This window comes from Actinomadura sp. RB99, assembly GCF_014706005.1.
In the GTDB taxonomy this organism is placed as follows: Bacteria; Actinomycetota; Actinomycetes; order Streptosporangiales; family Streptosporangiaceae; genus Spirillospora.
Map to the genome: position 1 here is coordinate 1 of NZ_JABMCA010000011.1, position 19,460 is coordinate 19,460.

Genomic DNA, 19,460 nt, shown 5'->3' on the forward strand with positions numbered 1-19,460 from the left:
CGGCGTCGCTTCGCGATGGACTTCGTCCACCCTTGACTTTGGAGCCTCTGCGGCCCCTGGGCAGGTGTTGGGGGCAGGCTCCGCCTGCCCCGCCCCCGGGTCGCGCCACCCCACCACCCCCCTCCGTCAGGGACGAAATCCCCTGCTGTGTGGTGCGAAGGGGGAGCAAAGGGTTCGAAGGGTAAGCAGGAAGAGCCGTCTTCCATGCGGTGTTGGCGTGCTCTGGCGTTGCGGTCTGAAAGGGAATGCGCTGCGTTCACCCAGGCGGCGGCGTTGGCCATTGCATCGGTATCGCGCTGTCGTGTCGGCATCGCATTGTCATGGGCAGGCTGGCTCACCCGCCGTGGCGGTGGATGCGGACAGACCGGCGCAAGGCGTGGCCGGGGTGGGGGTCGCGCCGGGGCGGGGTGGGTTTTGCGGTTCTGGTCCGGGGCGGTGTCGGTCGGTGTTGCTGGGCGGCGTAGTGAACGGGTGGGCCGGGGCCTCCGCTAAGCACCGTCTGGACAGGACAGGCGCAGCCGGTGCGGAAAGGTCGCCTGTGGTGCGGGCACGCCGGGGCCGCCGTCATCGGTGTGGATGCGGGCGGACCGGCGCAGGGCGTAGCCGGGTGTGGTGTTGCCGAGGGTGGGTGGTGACGCGGTCCAGTCCAGGGGCGGTGTGGGCGGGCCGGTCTGGTGGGCGGCGGAGTGGCCGGTTGGGCGGTCTCCGACGGGCCGTCCGGTGGGCATGCGCCACCGGTGTGGGACGGTCGCCTGTGGTGTGGGCGTGCCGGGGCCGCCCGTCATCGGTGTGGATGCGGGCGGGCCGGCACAGGGCACGGCTGGGAGCGGTGTTGCAGTGGTGGGTGGTTATGCGGCCCAGTCGAGCGCAGGGCTATCGGGTGGGCCGATGCTGCCTGGTGGCCCGGCCCCGGCTGCTGGTCCTCTGGCGTCGGGTGGTGGGAGTAGCCGGTAGACGTATCGCCCGTCCTGATCTTTGGTGATCTGGATCTGGTCGGGGTTGGTGTGTTTGAAGCGGTTGTGCCATCCGCAGGTGAGTGCGAGTTGGTCGATGTCGGTGGGCGATCGCCCGAGCGCCCAGCCGTGCACGTGGTCCACTTCGCACAGCGTCCCGGGCACTTCGCAGCCTCGCACCGCGCACGAGGAGTACAGCGTCTCCAGCACCTGCCGCTGTGCTGCGGAAGCGAACCGTTCCCGGTGGCCAAGGTAGAGCGGGGTGTTGCCGCGTCCAAGGAGGAGGGGTGACACTCCGGCGGCCAGTGCGATGCGGCGGGCCTGGGCGGCGGGGATCGGGGTGCCGTCGGGCAGGCGGGCCGGGGCGTTGCCTCCGGTCAGCGTCTCCAGGTCACAGACCACGGTGACCTTGGACGCCTTGTGCCCGCCCGAGAACACGCTCGACAGCGCCGCCGCCGTCCGCTCGGCGAGGTCACGACGGTCGTCCGGCCCGGCCGGCTTGGCCAGCGGCGCCAGGGCGCCGTCCCAGATCGCGGCGTCCTCGGGGTTCAGCCAGCCCTTGACGTACCGGCCGCCGTCCAGCGAACGCGTGGTCGTGATCCACGACTTGTCGTAGCCGCGCTTGGTGTCCTCATCCGGTGCTTCTTCGGTGTCGTCGCGTTCGGCGATGAGGTCGCGGATGCGGCGGCCGAACGCGGCTACCTTCCCGGCCGAGAAGCCCTGCTCGACGAACCCGAGGAGGATTGTCTCGGCCTCGGCGCAGTCGGTGTCGTCGAGGCGCGCGACCGAGTCGGCGACGGTGGCGGCGTAGCCGTAGGACAGTTCCCCGGCCGCCAACTGTGCGCAAACCTCCGGCAGGCGGTGGCGCTGCCGCGCGAGAGTGAGGCGCTCCCTGGCTCGACTGTCGCGCATGCCCAGCCGCGACCGCAGCCACGCCTGGGTGGAGGGAAATCCCCACCGGGCCTGCTCTCCGGCGGCGTCGACTCGGCCGATGAATCCAGCGAGGACGCTTTCCTGCAGATCGGACGCGGCCACCAGGGTTTCGGTGAGTTCCAGGCACGCGGCCGCTGATTCGGGGGCTTCTCGCGATGCGAGTTCAGTGGCGATGGTTGAGAGCGCGTTCACCAGTTCCATGGTGGACGCGGCCTCAAGGTCGACCGTCACTGATTGCATACGTAAATAGTACCCTGTGTGACCGACATTCGAGGCCGTTCAAGGCCGTTCGGGCCACATTCTTCTCGGTATTTTTCGGGTGGGAAAGGCGGCCGGACCACGTGGCCTGTTGCTGCTCTTCGCGCCTCTCGCAAGGGAGATTCGTAGCTTACGGAGGGGGGTGGTGGGGTGGCGCGACCCGGGGGCGGGGCAGGCGGAGCCTGCCCCCATCACCTGCCTAGGGGCCGCAGAGGCTCCAAAGTCAAGGGTGGACGAAGTCCATCGCGAAGCGACGCCGAAGGCGCCCTTGACTTTGGAGGGGCGGCCCCGTACGCAAGCGCCACCCCACCACCCGAACACCCCATCTCCCCATCCAAGAACCCGTCTCGCGCCACCGCCCCAACACCCCATCGCTCCGTCTCCCGAACACCCTCCATCTCCCATCTCCCCATCTCCCGAACATCCACAAAGAACACCTGAACTAAAATTCAGCGATCACCCGAAGCCGCACCTTAAATACCGCCAATCACCTCCAAGACCAAAGGCTCTGCAACCCGAGCCCCGCGGCACCCGCGCCCTGGTTCCGACCACAGCACACTGGCAATAAGTCCCTACGGCACCCCTCACCCCACACTCCCCGCCCCGGCCACCGATCCCATCCACACTTAATCCAAACCCGAATACCATTCCCCCATGGACGGCGTCCTGGAACTGATATGCCTTCGGCATGCGGAGTCTGAGAACGTCGTCGCGGGCCTCGCCGGAGCGTTGCCGAACGCGCCGCTGACGGCGCGCGGGCGCGTGCAGGCCGCCGCGATGGCACGCGCACTGACACCGGTCGAACACGTCTACGCGAGCACGGCCGAGCGCGCGTGGCAGACGGCGGAGGCGATCACCCGTGCCCAAGGCGTGGCGGTCACTGCGATGCCCGAGCTTGTTGAGGTGGGGATCGGCGGTCTGGAAGGCAGAACGGATCCGGCGACACGGGCGCGGACTGCGGCGGTGCTGCGCTCATGGGTAGTGGACGGGAATCTGGACGCACGGGTCGGCGACGGCGAGACGGGCCGTGCGGTGGTCGCGCGGATCGCGGAGGCGTTCGAGACGATCGCGGGCGCGCACCGGGGCGGCGGCTCGGTCGCCGTTGTCGGGCATGTGGCGAGCCTCACCGCAGGGGTGAGCGTGCTGTGCGGGCTCGGCTCGGCGGTGTGGGGCTCGCCGCTGCCGCATGCCGTCCCGTTCCGGGTTCTCCTCGATGCCCGGGGATGGCGCTGTGTCACCTGGCCGGGAGGCTCACCGGGGGCCTGATCATCACAAGTGCCGGGTCACAGGCAGAGGAACCGCAGAGCGGGAGGCCGCGACTGCCCTCATGCCGGTTGGGTATGCAGCGAACACCGGACTTGACCTGGAGCGCGCTCCAGGTCGCAGAGTCATTGGCAGGCATCACGCCGGCATGAGCAATCGACGAACGCGAGGAAACCGCTATGCGCATCGGACTCCAGGTGCCCAGCTTCACCTTTCCCGGCGGGCCGGAGCAGATCGGCCCGACGTTCGCCCGCATCGCGAAGGAGGCGGACCAGGGCGGTCTGCACTCGCTGTGGGTGATGGACCACTTCTTCCAGATCAACATGGTGGGCCCGGCGGACGACCCGATGCTGGAGGGCTACACGGCGCTCGCCTACGCGGCGGCGCTGACGGAGCGGATCACGCTCGGCACGCTGGTCACCGGCGTGACGTACCGGCACCCCGGCATCCTGGTGAAGACGGTGACGACGCTGGACGTCCTGTCCGGCGGGCGGGCCTGGCTCGGCATCGGCGCGGCCTGGAACGAGGAGGAGTCGCGCGGGCTCGGCGTGCGGTTCCCGCCGACGGCGGAGCGGTTCGAGCGGCTGGAGGAGACGCTGCGGATCGCGCACCAGATGTGGGACGGCGACGAGTCGGCGTTCCAGGGCGAGCACTACCAACTGGAGCGTCCGCTGAACTCGCCGCAGTCGCTGCGGCGGCCGCATCCGCGGATCCTGATCGGCGGCACGGGCGAGAAGAAGACGCTGCGGTTCGTCGCGAAGTACGCGGACGCCTGCAACATCTTCGACGGCGACGAGCTGCCCCGGAAGCTGGAGGTGCTGCGCGAGCACTGCGAGCGGGAGGGCCGCGACTACGCCGAGATCGAGAAGACGTCGCTGACCTTCTTCACCGGGACGCCGTCGGTCGGCGCGGCGGTCGACACGGTCGGGCGGCTCGCCGAGCAGGGCGTGGACGAGGTGATCTTCTCGCAGGGCACGGGCCAGGACCTGACGGGCATCCTCGCGGAGGCCCTCGCGCAGACGGAGAAGATCGTCCCGGCGGGGCGCTGAACCGAGAGAGGCCCGCTCAGCGCCGGGATGGACCGGCTCAGCCGGATGGGCTGGAATTGGCTCTTCTGCTGGGCCGGTCCGCCGACCTAGGTTCGGCGGCATGACGGCGACCCGAGACACGACGGTCAATGAGAAGGCGCGGCTGTTCCGCTCGTACCACGAGGGGCTGCTGGTCCTGCCGAACGCCTGGGACGCGTGCAGCGCGGCGATGATCGAGCGGGCCGGGGCGCCCGCGATCGGGACGTCCAGCGCGGCGGTCTCCTGGGCGCTCGGCAGGCCGGACGGCGAGCATGTCGGCCGCGACGCGATGGCGGCGGCGGTGCACCGCATCGCGGGCGCGGTCGGCGTTCCGGTCTCCGCGGACGTCGAGGGCGGGTACGGTCCCGGCGCAGGCGATGTGGCGGCGACGGTCGAGGTAGTGGTGGGCGCGGGCGCGGCCGGGATCAACCTGGAGGATTCGCCGGGTCCGGCGGGCAGCCCGCTGCACCCGCCCGGCGCGCAGGCGGAGCGGATCGCCGCGGCCCGTGCGGCCGCGGCGGGTGCGGGCGTGCCCGACCTGGTGGTGAACGCGCGCACCGATGTCTTCTTCCACCAGGTCGGCGACCCGGCGGGGCGGCTGGACGAGGTGATCGCGCGGGCGGGCCGGTACGCGGAGGCGGGCGCGGACTGCCTGTTCGTCCCGGGACTTCTGGACCTCGGCCTGCTGCGGACGCTGACGGCCGCGGTCCCGATCCCGGTCAACGCGGGGTCGTTCTTCGCGGGCGGCCCGACGGTGGCGATGCTGGCGGAGGCGGGCGTTCGGCGCGTCAGCGTGGGAACGGCGCTGGCGGGCGCGGCCTACACGGCGGTGCTGCGGGCGGCCGAGGCGTTCCTGCGGGACGGCGATCTGGACGCGACCGCCGGCAGCGTCTCGCCCCTCGAACTGGACGGCGCGATGCGCCGCACCGCCGCCGGCTGACGGCGGAACAAGTCGCCCACCAGCCGGCGGCTGGCTTCTCGGGCTCAGGACGGGGCGGACCGCGACGCCTCACACGTCCAGAACATCGCCCCTCGGCCGCCCCGCAGGGTTGCGGAGCGAGCGAGCCCGGCTTCCCGTTGACCTCGGCGGGGACGGAGCCGAGTGCGGCGACGGTGATCGGGTCCGGCTCAGGCGGCCGCCGTGGTGAAGACCCACTTCTTGTACGACCAGTAGCGGAACGCCGAGCCGAGCACCACGCCCGCGAGGAGGCCGAGGTTGTAGGCGATGCCGCCGTGCAGCCCGAGCGAGTAGTAGGTGAAGCCGGTGCACAGGATCTGGATCCCGAGGCCGACGCCGTTCAGCGCGAAGAAGATCGCGAACTCGCGGCCGGAGCCGTCGCTGTCGCGGTGCCGGAACGTCCAGTAGCGGTTGAGCAGGTAGGAGCTCAGCGTGGACACGACGGTCGGTACGGCGACGCTGGTCACGGGGCTGCCGCCGAGCCAGGCGCGCATCAGGTTGGCGCCGAAGATCATGATGAGGGTGCCGACGAACCCGACGAGTCCGAAGCTGAGCAGCTCGCGGAGGAACGCCCGGTACGCGGGTGCGGACGAGACCGTTTTCGCCGGTCTCGACCGCTGCATGGTGCTCACTCGCCCAGACCTTACCTGAACGGTACATATAACGACGTCACAACCCGGCCAAATCGGCCTGCCCCCATCCGTGGCCGCACCGGCCTGGGCGCGGGGTGGGGCGCTCAGCGCTCGGCGGTGGCGGTGGCCGGGGCCAGCAGGACGATCAGCCCCGCGAGCGCGGCCGGGACGGCCAGCGCCCACGCGAGCCCGACGCCCTGCGCGACGAATCCGATGACGGGCGGGCCACCGAGCAGGCCGAGGTAGCCGACGCCGGTGACCCGGGAGATCCCGGCGGCGGCCGGGACGCCGGGGACGTTCCCGGCGGCGCTGAACGTGACGGGCGCCACGACGGCGACGCCGAGGCCGAAGAGCGTGAAACCGGACACGGCGGCCACCGGGTGCGCGAGCAGCAGCCCGAGGGCGAGCCCGGCCGCCGCGACCAGCGAGCCGGTCCGGAGCACGGTGACGGGGCCGAAGCGGGCGACGACGCGGTCGCCGGCGAGCCGGCCGGCGGTCATCGCGATCGCGCATCCGGCGTAGCCGAGCCCGGCCGCGCCGGGTCCCGTGCCGAGGCTCTCCCGCAGGTAGATGGCGCTCCAGTCGGCCATGGCGCCCTCGCCGACGAACGAGCAGAGCCCGATGACGCCGAGCATGATCAGCGGCCAGCGGGCGGCGCGGGCGGCCGCGGACCCGCGCCGCTTGGAGCCCGCCCCGTCCGGCGCTCCGGAGGCGCCGTCGAGGGCGGGGGCCACCGGGTCCGGGAGCGCATCGATGGAACGGTCCAGAAGGTCGCGGCAGCCGACCAGGAGCAGCAGCACCAGCACCGCCGCCGCGATCGTCAGATGCACCGCCACCGGGACGCCCGCGTGCGCCGCCGCGGATCCGACCAGCGCCGACAGCAGCGTCCCGATGCTGTACGCGCCGTGCAGGCCGGACATCAGCGGGCGCCCGTAGCCGCGCTCGACGGCGACGCCCTGGGCGTTCATCGCCACGTCCATCAGGCCGAGCGAGCCGCCCATCAGCACCAGGGAGCAGATCAGCGATCCGAGGTTCCACGACAGCCCCAGCGGGACGAGCGACAGCGCGCCCGCCGCCCCGGCGGCGATCGTCGTGGCGCGGCTGCCCCAGCGGTGCACGATCCGGCCGGCGAACCGGACCGCCGCGACCACGCCGACCGGCGCGCCGAGCAGCGCGACGCCCATCGTGCCCGCGCCGAGCCCGAGATGCTCCTTGATCTGCGGAATCCGCGCCACCCATGCCGCGCCGAGCAGGCCGTGCGCCACGAACGCCACCGTCACCGCCAGGCGCGCCCGCACCGGCGCGGCGATCTCCTCCGTCACCACCCAGCCGACTGTACGTGCCTTACGCTCCGGCTCGATACGGCCGATCGGTGACAAGGATCGGAGGCGGAGGATCAGGCCGCGAGGTCGGCGAGCGGCACCGCCGGGTCGGCCAGCCGGGCCCGGTCGACCGGGCGCCCGGAGCGGATCAGCGCCTGGACGTCCCCGGTCACGTCCCACACGTTGACGTTCATCCCGCCGACGACCCGGCCCTCGTGCAGCCAGAACGCGATGAACTCGCGGGCGGCGACGTCGCCGCGGTAGACGACCTCGTCGTACTCCCCCGGCGCGGCGACGCCCGACATCTCCATGCCGAGGTCGTACTGGTCGCTGAAGAAGTACGGGACGCGGTCGTACACGACGTCCCGGCCGAGCATGGCGCGCGCCGCGGCGGGCCCGCCGTTCAGCGCGTTCGCCCAGTGCTCCACCCGGATCCGGCGGCCGAGCAGCGGGTTGTAGGCGTTGGCGACGTCGCCCGCGGCGTAGACGTCGGGGTCGGAGGTGCGCAGCGACTGGTCGACGAGGATCCCGTCGGAGACCTCCAGGCCCGCCTTCTCGGCGAGCCGCGCGTTCGGCCGGACGCCGATGCCGACGACGACCACGTCCGCGGGCACCTCGGCGCCGCCGGAGGTGACCACGGCCGACACCTGCCCGGCGCCCCAGAACCCCGCGACGCCCTGGTCGAGCCGGACGTCGACGCCGTGCTCGTGGTGCAGGTCGGCGAACAGGCGGCCGAGTTCGGGACCGAGCGCGGCGTGCAGCGGCGCCGGCTCCGGTTCGATGATCGTGACCTCGTTGCCGTAGGCGCGGGCGGCGGCGGCCGTCTCCAGCCCGATCCAGCCGGCCCCGGCGACGACGACGCGCCGGCCGCCGTGCGCGAGCGCCTGCTTCAGCGCCGCCGAGTCGGCCATGGTGCGCAGGTAGTGGATGCCCTGGAGCTTGGAGCCGGGGACCTCCAGGCGGCGGGGGGACGCGCCGGTCGCGAGGAGCAGCCGGGTGTAGCGGATGGGCTCCTTGGTCGACAGCCGCACCTCGTGGGCGGCCCGGTCGATCGCCGTGACCGAGACGCCGACGCGCAGTTCGACGTCGTGCTTGTCGTACCAGTCCGCCTCGTGGACGTGCGCCTTCTCGCGGGGCTCCTTGTCGAGCAGGAACCCCTTGGACAGCGGCGGGCGCTCGTACGGCCGCTCGATCTCCTCGCCGATCAGCAGCACGCGGCCCGCGAAGCCCTCCTCGCGGAGCGTCTCCGCCGCCTTGGCTCCGGCAAGGCCGGCACCGACGATGACGAACGTCTCCTCGGGCATGGCGACCTCCTGTAGATGACTTGTAGCTATCCCTACAGCGGCCTCCGTAACGAGACAAGGGCCATCGTTCGGCGCGTCGGGGCGGAATGCACGCGCCCGTGCCCGCCCTGTGCGGACGGCTGCGGTGCGGCTAGTGCGGGCGGCCGCCGAGGAGGCGGTGCCGCGCGATCGCCGACAGGTCGGTGAGGGAGGCGATCTGGTCGACGACGGCGCGCAGCCGGGCCGCGTCGTCGTCGGCGTCCACGAACGCCTCGCGGAACCCGGGGTCGAGGGAGGCGGGCGCGCCGGCGAGCATCATCTCCGCCAGCTCGGTGATCAGGGTGCGCTGGCGGGCCCTGACCTCCTCGTGGCTGATCCACACGTAGTGCGCCGTGATGCCCTTGAGCAGCGCGTTCTCCAGCCGCTGCGCGCGCGGCACGATCAGCTCGGCGGCGTACCGGGTCAGCGGCCGGTCGCCGTGGGCGGCGCGGGTGGCGGACTCGGCGGCCAGGCAGAACCGCCCGATCAGCGTGCTCGTGAGGTTCTTGAGCGCGGCGAGGCTGCGCGGCGTGCCGTCGTAGCGGTCCGGCCAGTACGGCTCGGCGAGCAGCGCGGCGAACCGCTCCTCCAGCTCGTTCATGTCGGCGTCGGCGCAGTACAGCTTGGCGGCGGTGGCGGCGACGAGGCGGCGCTCGGCGGGGTCGGCGAGCAGCGCGAAGTCGACGTGCCCGGCGACGAGCGCGTCCTCCAGGTCGTGGACGGAGTAGGCGACGTCGTCGCTCCAGTCCATGACCTGGGCCTCGAAGCAGGTCCGGCCGGGCGGGGCGTCCTCGCGGACCCAGCGGGCGACGGCCATGTCGTCGGCGTACACGCCGAACTTGCCGTTGACGGCGTCCTCCTGCGTCCACGGGTACTTCATCGCCGCGTCGAGGGCCGCGCGGGTCAGGTTGAGGCCGACGCTGCGGCCGTGCAGGGGCGGGCCCTCCGGGGCGAACGACTTCGGCTCCAGCCGGGTCAGGACGCGCAGGCTCTGCGCGTTGCCCTCGAAGCCGCCGCAGTCGCGGGCGACGACGTCCAGCGCGGACTCGCCGTTGTGGCCGAACGGCGGGTGCCCGATGTCGTGCGACAGGCACGCCGCCTCGACCAGGTCGGGGTCGCAGCCGAGGGACTTGCCGAGCTCCCGCCCGACCTGGGCGCACTCCAGCGAGTGGGTGAGCCGGGTGCGCAGGCTCTGCACGGTGTCGGCGGCGGCGTCCGCGCCCGGCGAGGCGACCTGGGTCTTGGCGGCGAGCCGGCGGAGCGCGGCGCTGTGCAGCACCCGGGCGCGGTCGCGTTCGAAGGCCGTGCGGTCGCGGCGCTTGGGGGGCTCGGGCGCCCAGCGCAGCCTGTCGGTGCCGGAGTATCCGGACCCTTCCGAGCGTCCGGTGCGTAACGGATTCTGGGTCATGTGCTTCCAGGGTAAGCGGGCAAAGGGAAAGTAAGCGGGCGGAGGGTCCCCGGGTTTCGGCGGCGCCCCGCGCGGGCGGCGCCCGGTCCCGTGGCGGCGCGGCGGCTCAGCGGGTCGGCGTGCCCCCGGGGGTCCCGCCGGGCGGCGCGCCGGGCGACACCGTCGCGGTCGGATCACCGTGGATGATCTTGATGGTCTCGCTCGGCGTCTTCACGCTCTTGCCGAGCAGCACGTACGACAGGTACCCGCCGGTCTCCCGCACGATGTAGTGGAACTGGGTGTCGCGGGTCTGCACGCTCGGGCCGCTGCGGGTCGGCGACGCGGCCGCCTTGATGCCGCTGTCCTCGGCCATCCGCTTGGAGCGCAGCGCGTGCGGCGGGTCCGTGACGATCACGCCGGACGTCCAGTGCCGCGCCTTGTAGACCTTCCCGACCGCCTTCATGCTCTGCAGCGTGTCGCGCCCGTCCGGCACCGCGACGACCTTGGACGCGGGCACGCCGCCCTTCTCGATCAGCCACCGGCGCCCGGACTCGGCCTCGGTGTAGTTGTCGCCGGGCGCCCGGCCGCCGACGGTGACGATCGCGGGCGCGACCTTGTCGCGGTACAGGTCGAGGGCGTGCTGCAGGCGCCACCGCAGCGTCGGGGACGGCACCCCGTTGTACTGCGCGGCGCCGAGCACGATGATCGCGTCCGAGCGGGGCCGCTCGTCCTGCCGGGCCTGGTACCAGACGCGGGCGCCGACGGTCAGCGGGGTCAGCACGGCGATGGCGAGGAGGCTGCACAGCACGGTCACCGGGACGGTGAACCAGAGCGGCCGCGGGCGCCGTCCGCGCCTCTTGCGGCCGCGCGGGCGCTCACCGGTCTCCTCGGGCTCGTCCGGGTCGTGGTCCGGCAACTCGACTTCCAACGTCATCGCTCTGGACACGTTAGTGAGATGGCCCGGCGGGCGCCGGAGGTTCGCAGGTCCGGCGTGTTGCACGCCCCACATTTCCCGTTCCGGACGCCCGGTTCCGGGCGGCCGTCCCCGCGCGGGGACGGCCGCCCGGACGGGATCAGCGGCTGTCGCTGCCTCCGGCACCGGCCGCCTCGATCGCGGCGCGGCCCGCCTCGAGCCGCGCCACCGGTACCCGGAACGGCGAGCAGGACACGTAGTCCAGGCCGACCTCGTGGCAGAAGTGCACCGAGTCGGGGTCGCCGCCGTGCTCGCCGCAGATGCCGAGCTTGATCCCCGGACGGGCCTTGCGGCCCTCCTCGGCGGCGATCCGGACGAGCCGTCCGACGCCCTCCCGGTCGAGGGTCTCGAACGGCGACACCCCGAAGATCCCGAGTTCGAGGTAGCGGGAGAAGAACGCCGCCTCGACGTCGTCGCGGGAGAATCCCCACGTCGTCTGGGTGAGGTCGTTGGTGCCGAAGGAGAAGAACTCGGCGGCCTCGGCGATCTGCCCGGCGGTCAGCGCCGCCCGCGGCAGCTCGATCATGGTGCCGACCAGCGCCGGGACGTCCACGCCGGTGGACTCGCGCACCTCGTCGAGGATGCCGCGCGCCTCGTCGCGGACGGCCTCCAGCTCCTGCACCGCGCCGACGAGCGGGATCATGATCTCCGGGCGGGGGTCCCCGCCGGCGGCCCGGCGGGCCGCGGCGGCCTCGGCGATCGCGCGCACCTGCATCGCGAAGAGCCCCGGAATCACCAAACCCAGCCGCACGCCGCGCAACCCCAACATAGGGTTCTGCTCGTGCAGTCGGGTGACTGCCTCGAGCAGTCTCCGGTCCCTGGGGTCGGCGCCGTCGCCGGCGAGGGCGACCCTGACCGACAGCTCGGTGAGGTCGGGGAGGAACTCGTGCAGCGGCGGGTCGATGAGCCGGATCGTGACCGGCAGCCCGTCCATGGCCGCGAAGATGCCCTCGAAGTCCTGCTTCTGCAGCGGCTCCAGGGCGTCCAGCGCGGCCTGCCGCTCCTCGCCGCCCTCGGCGAGGATCAGTTCCTCGACGAGCCGCCGCCGGTCGCCGAGGAACATGTGCTCGGTGCGGCACAGCCCGATCCCCCGCGCGCCGAACCGGCGGGCCCGCGCGGCGTCCTCGGGGTTGTCGGCGTTGGCGCGCACCGCCATCGCCGCCTTCGCGTCGGCGTGCTCCATGACGCGGTCCACCGCGACGACCAGCTCGTCGCCGTCCGCGGCGGACAGCTCGCCCTCGAAGTACCGGACGACCGGGGAGTCCTCGACCGGGACCTCGCCGAGGTAGACGTCGCCGGACGACCCGTCGATCGAGATGACGTCGCCCTCGCGGACGGTGACGCCGCCGGGCGCGGTGAACGACCCGGCCTTGACGTCGACGTCGAGCTCCTCGGCGCCGCACACGCAGGTCTTGCCCATGCCGCGGGCGACGACGGCGGCGTGCGAGGTCTTGCCGCCGCGCGAGGTCAGCACGCCCTTGGCGGCGACCATGCCGGACAGGTCGTCGGGGTTGGTCTCGCGGCGGACGAGGATGACGTCCTCGCCCCGCTCGGCCCACTCGACGGCCCGCTCGGAGGTGAACACGGCCTTGCCGACGGCGGCGCCGGGCGAGGCGTTCATCCCCTTGGTGATCTTCTTGACGCCGTCGACCCTGCTGGCGAACCGGGGGAACATCAGCTGCGCGAGCTGGTCGCCGGTCACCCGGCGGGCCGCCTCGTCGGCGTCGATGAGCCCCTGGTCGAGCAGCTGGCAGGCGATCCGGAACGCGGCGGCGGCGGTCCGCTTGCCGACCCGGGTCTGCAGCATCCACAGCTTCCCGCGCTCGATCGTGAACTCGATGTCGCACATGTCGCGGTAGTGGTTCTCGAGCGTCTCCATGATCTCGAGAAGCCGGTCGTAGGACGCCTTGTCGATCCGCTCCAGCTCCGTCAGCGGGACGGTGTTGCGGATGCCGGCGACGACGTCCTCGCCCTGCGCGTTCTGCAGGTAGTCGCCGTAGATGCCCTGGTGCCCGGACGCGGGGTCGCGGGTGAAGGCGACGCCGGTCCCCGAGTCCATCCCCATGTTGCCGAAGACCATCGAGCAGATGTTGACGGCGGTGCCGAGGTCGACGGGGATGCGCTCCTGGCGGCGGTACAGGATCGCGCGGGGGGCGTTCCAGGACTCGAACACCGCCTGGGTGGCGAGGTCCATCTGCTCGCGCGGGTCGGTCGGGAACTCCCGCCCGGCCCGCTCGCGGACGATCGTCTTGAACCGGTCCACCAGCTCCTTGAAGTCGTCGGCGGTGAGGTCCACGTCGTCCTCGGTGCCGCGGGCCCGCTTGACGTCCTCGACGGCGTCCTCGAACAGGTCGCCGTCCACGTCCAGGACCGTCTTGCCGAACATCTGGATCAGCCGGCGGTAGGAGTCCCACGCGAACCGCTCGTCGCCGGCCTGGGCGGCGAGGCCGTGCACGGACTCGTCGTTGAGACCGACGTTCAGGACGGTCTCCATCATCCCGGGCATGCTGAACTTGGCCCCCGAGCGCACGCTGACCAGCAGCGGGTCCTCGGGCTGGCCGAGCTTCTTGCCCATCGCCTTCTCCAGGGCGGCGAGGTGGGCGTTCACCTCCTCCGCCAGTCCCTCGGGCAGGGTCCCGTGCTCAAGGTAATGCCGGCAGGCCTCCGCGGTGATCGTGAACCCGGGGGGCACGGGCAGGCCGAGGTTGGTCATCTCGGCCAGGTTGGCGCCCTTGCCGCCCAGCAGATCCTTGAGGTCCTTGTTTCCCTCGGTGAAGTCGTACACGAACTTCGGCACGGGGAGCTCCTTCTCGCTCCGGTTCCACCCAGTGACAGTTCCGGACCCCCGCGCCGGAGAGCGCGCGCCGTCGCGTTCTCCCAGGCGGCGGGTCCGCTGCCCTGTTTGCCGGGACTGTACCCGCGGATGACCCGGTCTCCCGGCACCCCATGCGCGGAGCGACGTTTCCGCAGCTCAGAGGCCGTTTAATGGTCTATTCCAAGTGGTCTATTCCAGTACCGGGAGGGCCACGCCGCCCATGAGGCCGCACACCGCGCGCCCGGCGCCGGGGAAACATCCCGCGCTCCTGGCGCACCCATTGCTCTGGAGAGGGAATGATGGATCAAGGAGGTGAGGCTGTGAGGCCGAAGGTCGCCGGCGGCCGGGCAGGAGACCCGTTCGCCCCGATCGCCGATTTCGGGTTCCTGTCCGACTGCGAGACGACCGCGCTCGTCGCGCCGAGCGGGAACATCGAGTGGATGTGCCTGCCGAAGATGGACTCGCCCAGCGTGTTCGGGTCGATCCTGGACCGGGACGCCGGGTACTTCCGGGTCGGCCCCGCGGGCGTGGAGGTGCCCGCCGCGCAGCGCTACATCCCCGGCACGATGGTGATGGAGACCACCTGGTGGGTGCACGGGGGCTGGCTCGTGGTCACCGACGCGCTGCTCATGGGGCCGTGGCACCACGAGACGGAGCGGTCCCACACGCACCGCCGCGCCCCCACCGACTACGACGCCGACCACGTCCTGCTGCGGATGGTGCGGTGCGTGAACGGCCAGGTCCAGGCGCGGCTCGACTGCATGCCGGTCTTCGACTACGGCCAGACCCCGGCCCGCTGGGAGCACACCGGCTCGGGGTACCACGAGGCCGTCGCGCGCGGGAACGGCGTCGGGCTGCGCCTGACCACCGACATGAACGTGGGCTTCGAGGGGTCGCTCGCCACGGCCCGGACGCTGCTGAAGCAGGGCGAGTCCCGGTTCGTCGCGCTGTCGTGGAGCGAGCACGCGGCGCCGTCGTCGTGGGAGGAGGCGCAGGAGCGGCTCGTCTGGACCGTCCACCACTGGCAGCACTGGCTGGACCGCGGCCGGTTCCCCGACCACCCGTGGCGCAGCCACCTGCAGCGCAGCGCCCTCACCCTCAAGGGGCTGACGTTCGCGCCGTCGGGCGCGGTCGCGGCGGCGGCGACGACGTCGCTGCCGGAGACGCCGGGCGGCGACCGGAACTGGGACTACCGCTACACCTGGATCCGCGACTCCACCATGGCGCTGTGGGCCTTCTACACCCTCGGGTACGACTGGGAGGCCAACGACTTCTTCTACTTCATCACCGACGTCGCCGAGGCCGCCGAGGGCAAGCTGCAGATCATGTACGGGCTGGACGGCCGGGAGGAGCTGCCCGAGTCCACGCTCGAGCACCTGACCGGCTACGACAACGCCCGCCCCGTGCGCATCGGCAACGAGGCGTACATGCAGGCCCAGCACGACGTGTGGGGCGCGATCATCGGGTCGATCTACCTGTTCGTGCGCAAGCGCGACCGGCTCGACGACCGGCTCTGGAAGATCGTCGTCAAGCAGGTGGAGGACGCGCTCGCCAACTGGCGCACCCCCGACTGCGGGATGTGGGAGGTGCGCGGCGAGCCGCAGCACTTCACCTCGTCCAAGGTGTTCTGCTGGGTCGCCGCCGACCGGGGCGCGCGGCTGGCCCGGGTCCGCGGCGACAAGGAGCGGGCGGAGCGCTGGCAGGCCGCCGCCGACGAGATCCACGCCGACGTGCTGGCGAACGCGCTCGACGAGCGCGGGGTGTTCACCGCGCACTACGGGGCGACCGCGCTGGACGCGTCGGCGCTGCTGATCCCGCTGCTCGGGTTCCTGCCGGCGGACGACAAGCGGGTCCGGGAGACGGTGCTCGCCATCGCGGACGAGCTGTCCGAGGACGACCTCGTCCTGCGGTACCGGGCGACCGAGACCGACGACGGGTTCGAGTCGGAGGAGGGCACCTTCACCATCTGCTCGTTCTGGCTGGTCAGCACGCTGGTGATGATCGGTGAGCTGGAGCGGGCACGGGCGCTGTGCGAGAAGCTGCTGTCGTACGCGAGCCCGCTGCAGCTGTACGCCGAGGAGATCGACCCGCACACCGGGCGGCATCTCGGCAACTTCCCGCAGGCGTTCACCCACCTCGCGCTCATCAACGCGGTGATGCAGGTGATCAACGCGGAGGGCGAGCAGGAGCAGCCGCCGCTGGCCTGAGCCGGCCTGACAGGGACCGAGCCGTGGCCGGGGACGCCCCCGGCCACGGCGCTTTCCGTCGCGGGTCGGCTCGCCGCCCGCGGTCCGGCACGGCGCCCGCGGGTCGGCTCGCCGCCGCGGTTCAGCTCGCGGCCGGGGCGACCCGGTTCAGCGGCGCGGGCGTGATCGTCGGGTGCGCCTTGAGGTACGCCACGAACGCCTCGTGGTCGGGCAGGTCGTTGCGGTACGCGCCGGTGAACCCGGTGAACGCGGTGTAGCCGTCCGCGCCGATCAGCGTGTAGGCGAGCGCCGCCAGCCGGTACCTCCCGGACGGGTCGAGCGGCTTCCCGCCGATCGTGACGTCCGCCGGGTCCACGCGGTCGCCGGCCGGCCGGGACGCGTCGTAGGAGTAGCGGACGTTCCCCGACACGGCGAACGGCGCGAACTTCGCGCCCTGCCACTGCTGCTCCAGCGCCTGATGGATCTGCTCACCGGTCACCGTGACGGTGAGGATCGGGTTGCCGTACCCGTAGGCGTTCCACGCCTCGCCGAACGTCACCCGCCCGTCGGCGTCGCCGGCGACGGTCCCCTTCGCGTACGGCAGGTCCCGCGCGACCGCGTTCGAGCCGGTGACGGGCTTGGTCGCGACGAGCGCGAGATCGGCGCGGCCCTTGCGGGACGTCCCGGCCGCCCAGTACTGGACGTCGGCGGCGAGGTCGCCCATCGTGCTCTCGCCGGCGCCGTTCTGCGCCCGGGTGAAGTCGCCGGCCTGCCGCGCCAGCGGCCGCGCGGCCAGCGCGTTCCCGCGCGCCGTCCAGTAGTCGGCGATCTTCTGCACCGCCGGGTCGGGCGCGATGTCGCGGGTCACCGGGTGGTTGACGGCCCTGGTCGCGCTCCGGACCACCTCGCCCCGGCCGTCCAGCCGCAGGTCGATCTCGCTGATCAGCCGGCCGTGGTTCAGGCCCTCGATCACCGGGCGGGGGTCCCCCGCCGGGTCGGCGATCGTGCAGTCGAAGCCGGCGTGCCAGTGCCCGGTGAAGATCGCGTCGATGTCCGGGGACGCCTGCTTCGCGAAGTCGATGACGGGGCCGTGCGGGTCCTTGCAGCCGTCGAAGCCCGCGCCGTCCGCCGAGCCGCCGTCGTGGACGTTCGCCACGATCGCCTTCACGCCGCGCCGCCTCAGTTCCGCCGCGTACCGGTTCGCCGTCTCCAGCAGCGGCAGCGACCGCAGGTCAGGCTGGTAGGACGTGGAGCCGGTCGGGGTGTCCGGGACGGTCAGGTCGATGAACCCGACGGGGATCCTCCGGCCGCCGTCCCCGCGCACCCACTCGATGTTGTACGGCTTCAGGATCGGCTTCCCGGTCTTCGCGCCGACGATGTTGCCGGTGTAGAAGGGGAAGTCGGCGCCTCGGAACCGGTGTCCCGTCGAGTCGGTGAAGCAGCTGTCGACGTCCACCTCCCCGAAGCAGCGGCCCTTCATCATGTGGTCCTTGAGGAACGCGGCGGAGACGTCGAGCTCGTGGTTGCCGACCGTGGAGAACCGGACGCCGAGCTTGTTGAGCACCTCGATCGTCGGCTCGTCCCGGAACGCGTCGACCTCGAACGGCCAGCCGCTGAAGTTGTCGCCGACCGAGAACAGGATCGAGTTCCGCCTGCCCTCCCGCAGCCGCTCCAGGTGCGCGGCGTTGTAGGCGGCGCCGCCGACCTTCAGGACCGTCCCGTCCGGCAGCGTCACCTGCCCGTTCGCGGCGTCGTTGGAGGGCTGCAGGTAGCCGTGGAGGTCGGTGATGGACAGCAGTTGCACGTCGACGGGGGCGGGCTGCCCGGCGTGCGCGGCGGGCACCGTCCCCGCCGTGAGGGCGGCGAGGGCGAGCGCGCCCCCGGCCAGCCGTCGGGACATTCGAGACACGAGGCACCTTCCGCCGGGTCGGACCGATCGGCAGAAGATCATCAGGGCCGGATGTCCGGCGGGCGAGGGGGAGATCATCGGGGGGTGAACGGTGCCCGAGCGCCATGATCACAACTTGGCGACGGCCGCCAGGAAAGCCCGATTTGTGACCTTGGTCGCGTACCTTCCCGCTGTGACAATGCCACCGGACGCTGACGACGTCGAGGAGACCCCCGGAGAACCGTCCGCCGCGGACGCCTGGACCCCGCCGGACACCGGCGCCGCCGCGCCTCCCCCGCCGCCGGAGCACGCCGCCGCCCCCGCACCGCCCCTGCCCGGCCCAGCGATCCCACCGGGCCCGCTCGGGCCGCCCGGTCCGCCGCCCGCGCCCGGCCGCCGCCGCACGAATCCGTTCGCGATCGTCGCGCTGGTCACCGGGCTCTTCGGCCTCGTCGTCTTCGCCATCGGCTTCGCCATCGCGGCGTTCGTCCAGGCGGGACGCCGTGGAGAGAAGGGCCGTGCCCTCGCCGCCGTCGGCCTCGCCGCGTCCGCCGCCTGGATCACCGCCGCCGCCCTCGTCCTGGCCACGGGCGTCCTGGACAAGGCCGCCGGCGGCGGCGACGAGGCCCCGGCCGCCAAGGGCGGCAAGCCGCGCGTCACGGCCCTGCTCGCCGGCGACTGCTTCACCGGGCTCGAAGAGGACCTCAACAGCGTCTACGTGACCAAGACGCCGTGCACCCAGCCCCACGAGGGCGAGATCGGCGCCGTCGTCACGCTGCCCGACGTCCCGTACCCGGGCGACGCGGAACTCGTCACCCAGGCGACGAAGGAGTGCAAGGACAAGACCGAGTTCCTGATGAACAACCGCTACGCCGACGATCTCGAACTGCACATCGACCGCCCCCGCCGCGGCACCTGGACGAAGGGCCGCCACGACGTCACCTGCGTCCTCCGCTATACCGGCTCCGAGAAGCTCACCGCGCCGCTGACCAGCGCGGAATGGGGAACGCGGACCTACACGCAGCTGGTCGCCGGCGACTGCATCGACGACTGGAAGGACGGCGCGCTCCTGAACCTCGTCGACTGCAAGAAGAAGCACCGGTACCAGGTCTACGCCACGTACGACATGCGCGGCGGCGGCAAGTACCCGACCGAACGGACGATCGAGGAGAAGGCCACGGTGCAGTGCGCCAAGCGCGCCGCCAAGATCTTCAAGGGTGATCCGCCCCAGCACGTCCTGCCGTGGTTCGGCTACCCCGCGAAGGAGGGCTGGCAGATGGGCGACCGCAGGATCGTGTGCATGTTCAAGGCCGCGGGCGCTCCCCTGAAACGATCGCTGATGCCGAAGTGAGCGCGGACGACGACGACCCCCGGCCTCCGGTGAGCGGCGGGGCAGGAAGCGAGTGGGCTCCGCCTGACGCGGCGCTCGGCGAGACCTCCGCGGAGCGTGCGGCGCATCGGGCCGAAGGGGCCGGAGAGTCCCCGGCGCCGGAGACGCCGCAA

The 19,460-nt window shown here is 72.2% G+C and carries 13 protein-coding genes; 5 read left to right on the top strand and 8 right to left on the bottom strand.

Annotation, left to right across the window (positions count from 1 at the left end):
• Positions 1-848: 848 nt before the first annotated feature.
• Complete coding sequence (locus amrb99_RS12785; RefSeq protein WP_190856148.1) at positions 849-2,126, bottom strand: HNH endonuclease signature motif containing protein; 1,278 nt, start codon at positions 2,124-2,126, stop codon at positions 849-851.
• Between the two features lie 672 nt (positions 2,127-2,798).
• Between amrb99_RS12785 and amrb99_RS12790 the strand changes: the two genes are divergently transcribed.
• The 3 genes from amrb99_RS12790 (at position 2,799) to amrb99_RS12800 (ending at position 5,414) form a co-directional block, all read left to right on the top strand.
• Positions 2,799-3,410: a histidine phosphatase family protein gene (locus tag amrb99_RS12790; RefSeq protein WP_206699931.1), complete on the top strand. Its 612-nt coding sequence runs from the start codon at positions 2,799-2,801 to the stop codon at positions 3,408-3,410.
• Positions 3,411-3,586: 176 nt separating this feature from the next.
• Positions 3,587-4,456, top strand: coding sequence for an LLM class F420-dependent oxidoreductase (locus tag amrb99_RS12795; RefSeq protein ID WP_190856149.1), 870 nt, complete (start codon positions 3,587-3,589; stop codon positions 4,454-4,456).
• Positions 4,457-4,556: 100 nt separating this feature from the next.
• Positions 4,557-5,414: an isocitrate lyase/phosphoenolpyruvate mutase family protein gene (locus tag amrb99_RS12800; RefSeq protein WP_190856150.1), complete on the top strand. Its 858-nt coding sequence runs from the start codon at positions 4,557-4,559 to the stop codon at positions 5,412-5,414.
• A gap of 188 nt (positions 5,415-5,602) precedes the next feature.
• On the opposite strand, the gene amrb99_RS12805 is transcribed toward amrb99_RS12800, so the two are convergent.
• The 6 genes from amrb99_RS12805 to ppdK all read right to left on the bottom strand — a co-directional run bounded on the left by amrb99_RS12805 (position 5,603) and on the right by ppdK (position 13,865).
• Positions 5,603-6,055 (bottom strand): GtrA family protein, encoded by a 453-nt coding sequence (locus amrb99_RS12805; protein WP_194736767.1) that lies wholly within the window; start codon positions 6,053-6,055, stop codon positions 5,603-5,605.
• A 113-nt stretch (positions 6,056-6,168) separates the two neighbouring features.
• Positions 6,169-7,389, bottom strand: a complete 1,221-nt coding sequence (locus amrb99_RS12810) for an MFS transporter (RefSeq protein ID WP_190856152.1) — start codon at positions 7,387-7,389, stop codon at positions 6,169-6,171.
• Between the two features lie 71 nt (positions 7,390-7,460).
• Positions 7,461-8,690 carry an FAD-dependent oxidoreductase gene (locus amrb99_RS12815; protein WP_190856153.1) on the bottom strand — a complete coding sequence of 410 codons (1,230 nt, stop codon included), beginning with the start codon at positions 8,688-8,690 and terminating at the stop codon, positions 7,461-7,463.
• A gap of 130 nt (positions 8,691-8,820) precedes the next feature.
• Positions 8,821-10,116: a deoxyguanosinetriphosphate triphosphohydrolase gene (locus amrb99_RS12820; protein WP_190856154.1), complete on the bottom strand. Its 1,296-nt coding sequence runs from the start codon at positions 10,114-10,116 to the stop codon at positions 8,821-8,823.
• Between the two features lie 106 nt (positions 10,117-10,222).
• On the bottom strand, positions 10,223-11,029 hold the full coding sequence (locus amrb99_RS12825; protein ID WP_190856155.1) for a YdcF family protein: 807 nt from the start codon (positions 11,027-11,029) through the stop codon (positions 10,223-10,225).
• Between the two features lie 139 nt (positions 11,030-11,168).
• Positions 11,169-13,865, bottom strand: coding sequence for a pyruvate, phosphate dikinase (ppdK, locus tag amrb99_RS12830; protein ID WP_190856156.1), 2,697 nt, complete (start codon positions 13,863-13,865; stop codon positions 11,169-11,171).
• A 338-nt stretch (positions 13,866-14,203) separates the two neighbouring features.
• Here ppdK and amrb99_RS12835 point away from each other — a divergent pair, with 338 nt between their 5' ends.
• Complete coding sequence (locus amrb99_RS12835; RefSeq protein WP_347256655.1) at positions 14,204-16,090, top strand: glycoside hydrolase family 15 protein; 1,887 nt, start codon at positions 14,204-14,206, stop codon at positions 16,088-16,090.
• A gap of 121 nt (positions 16,091-16,211) precedes the next feature.
• Here amrb99_RS12835 and amrb99_RS12840 read toward each other — a convergent pair whose 3' ends face one another.
• Complete coding sequence (locus amrb99_RS12840; protein WP_190856157.1) at positions 16,212-17,969, bottom strand: bifunctional UDP-sugar hydrolase/5'-nucleotidase; 1,758 nt, start codon at positions 17,967-17,969, stop codon at positions 16,212-16,214.
• Between the two features lie 187 nt (positions 17,970-18,156).
• Here amrb99_RS12840 and amrb99_RS12845 point away from each other — a divergent pair, with 187 nt between their 5' ends.
• The gene (locus amrb99_RS12845; RefSeq protein ID WP_241755517.1) at positions 18,157-19,308 is read left to right on the top strand and encodes a DUF4190 domain-containing protein; all 1,152 of its coding nucleotides are present in this window, start codon (positions 18,157-18,159) and stop codon (positions 19,306-19,308) included.
• Positions 19,309-19,460 lie beyond the last annotated feature (152 nt).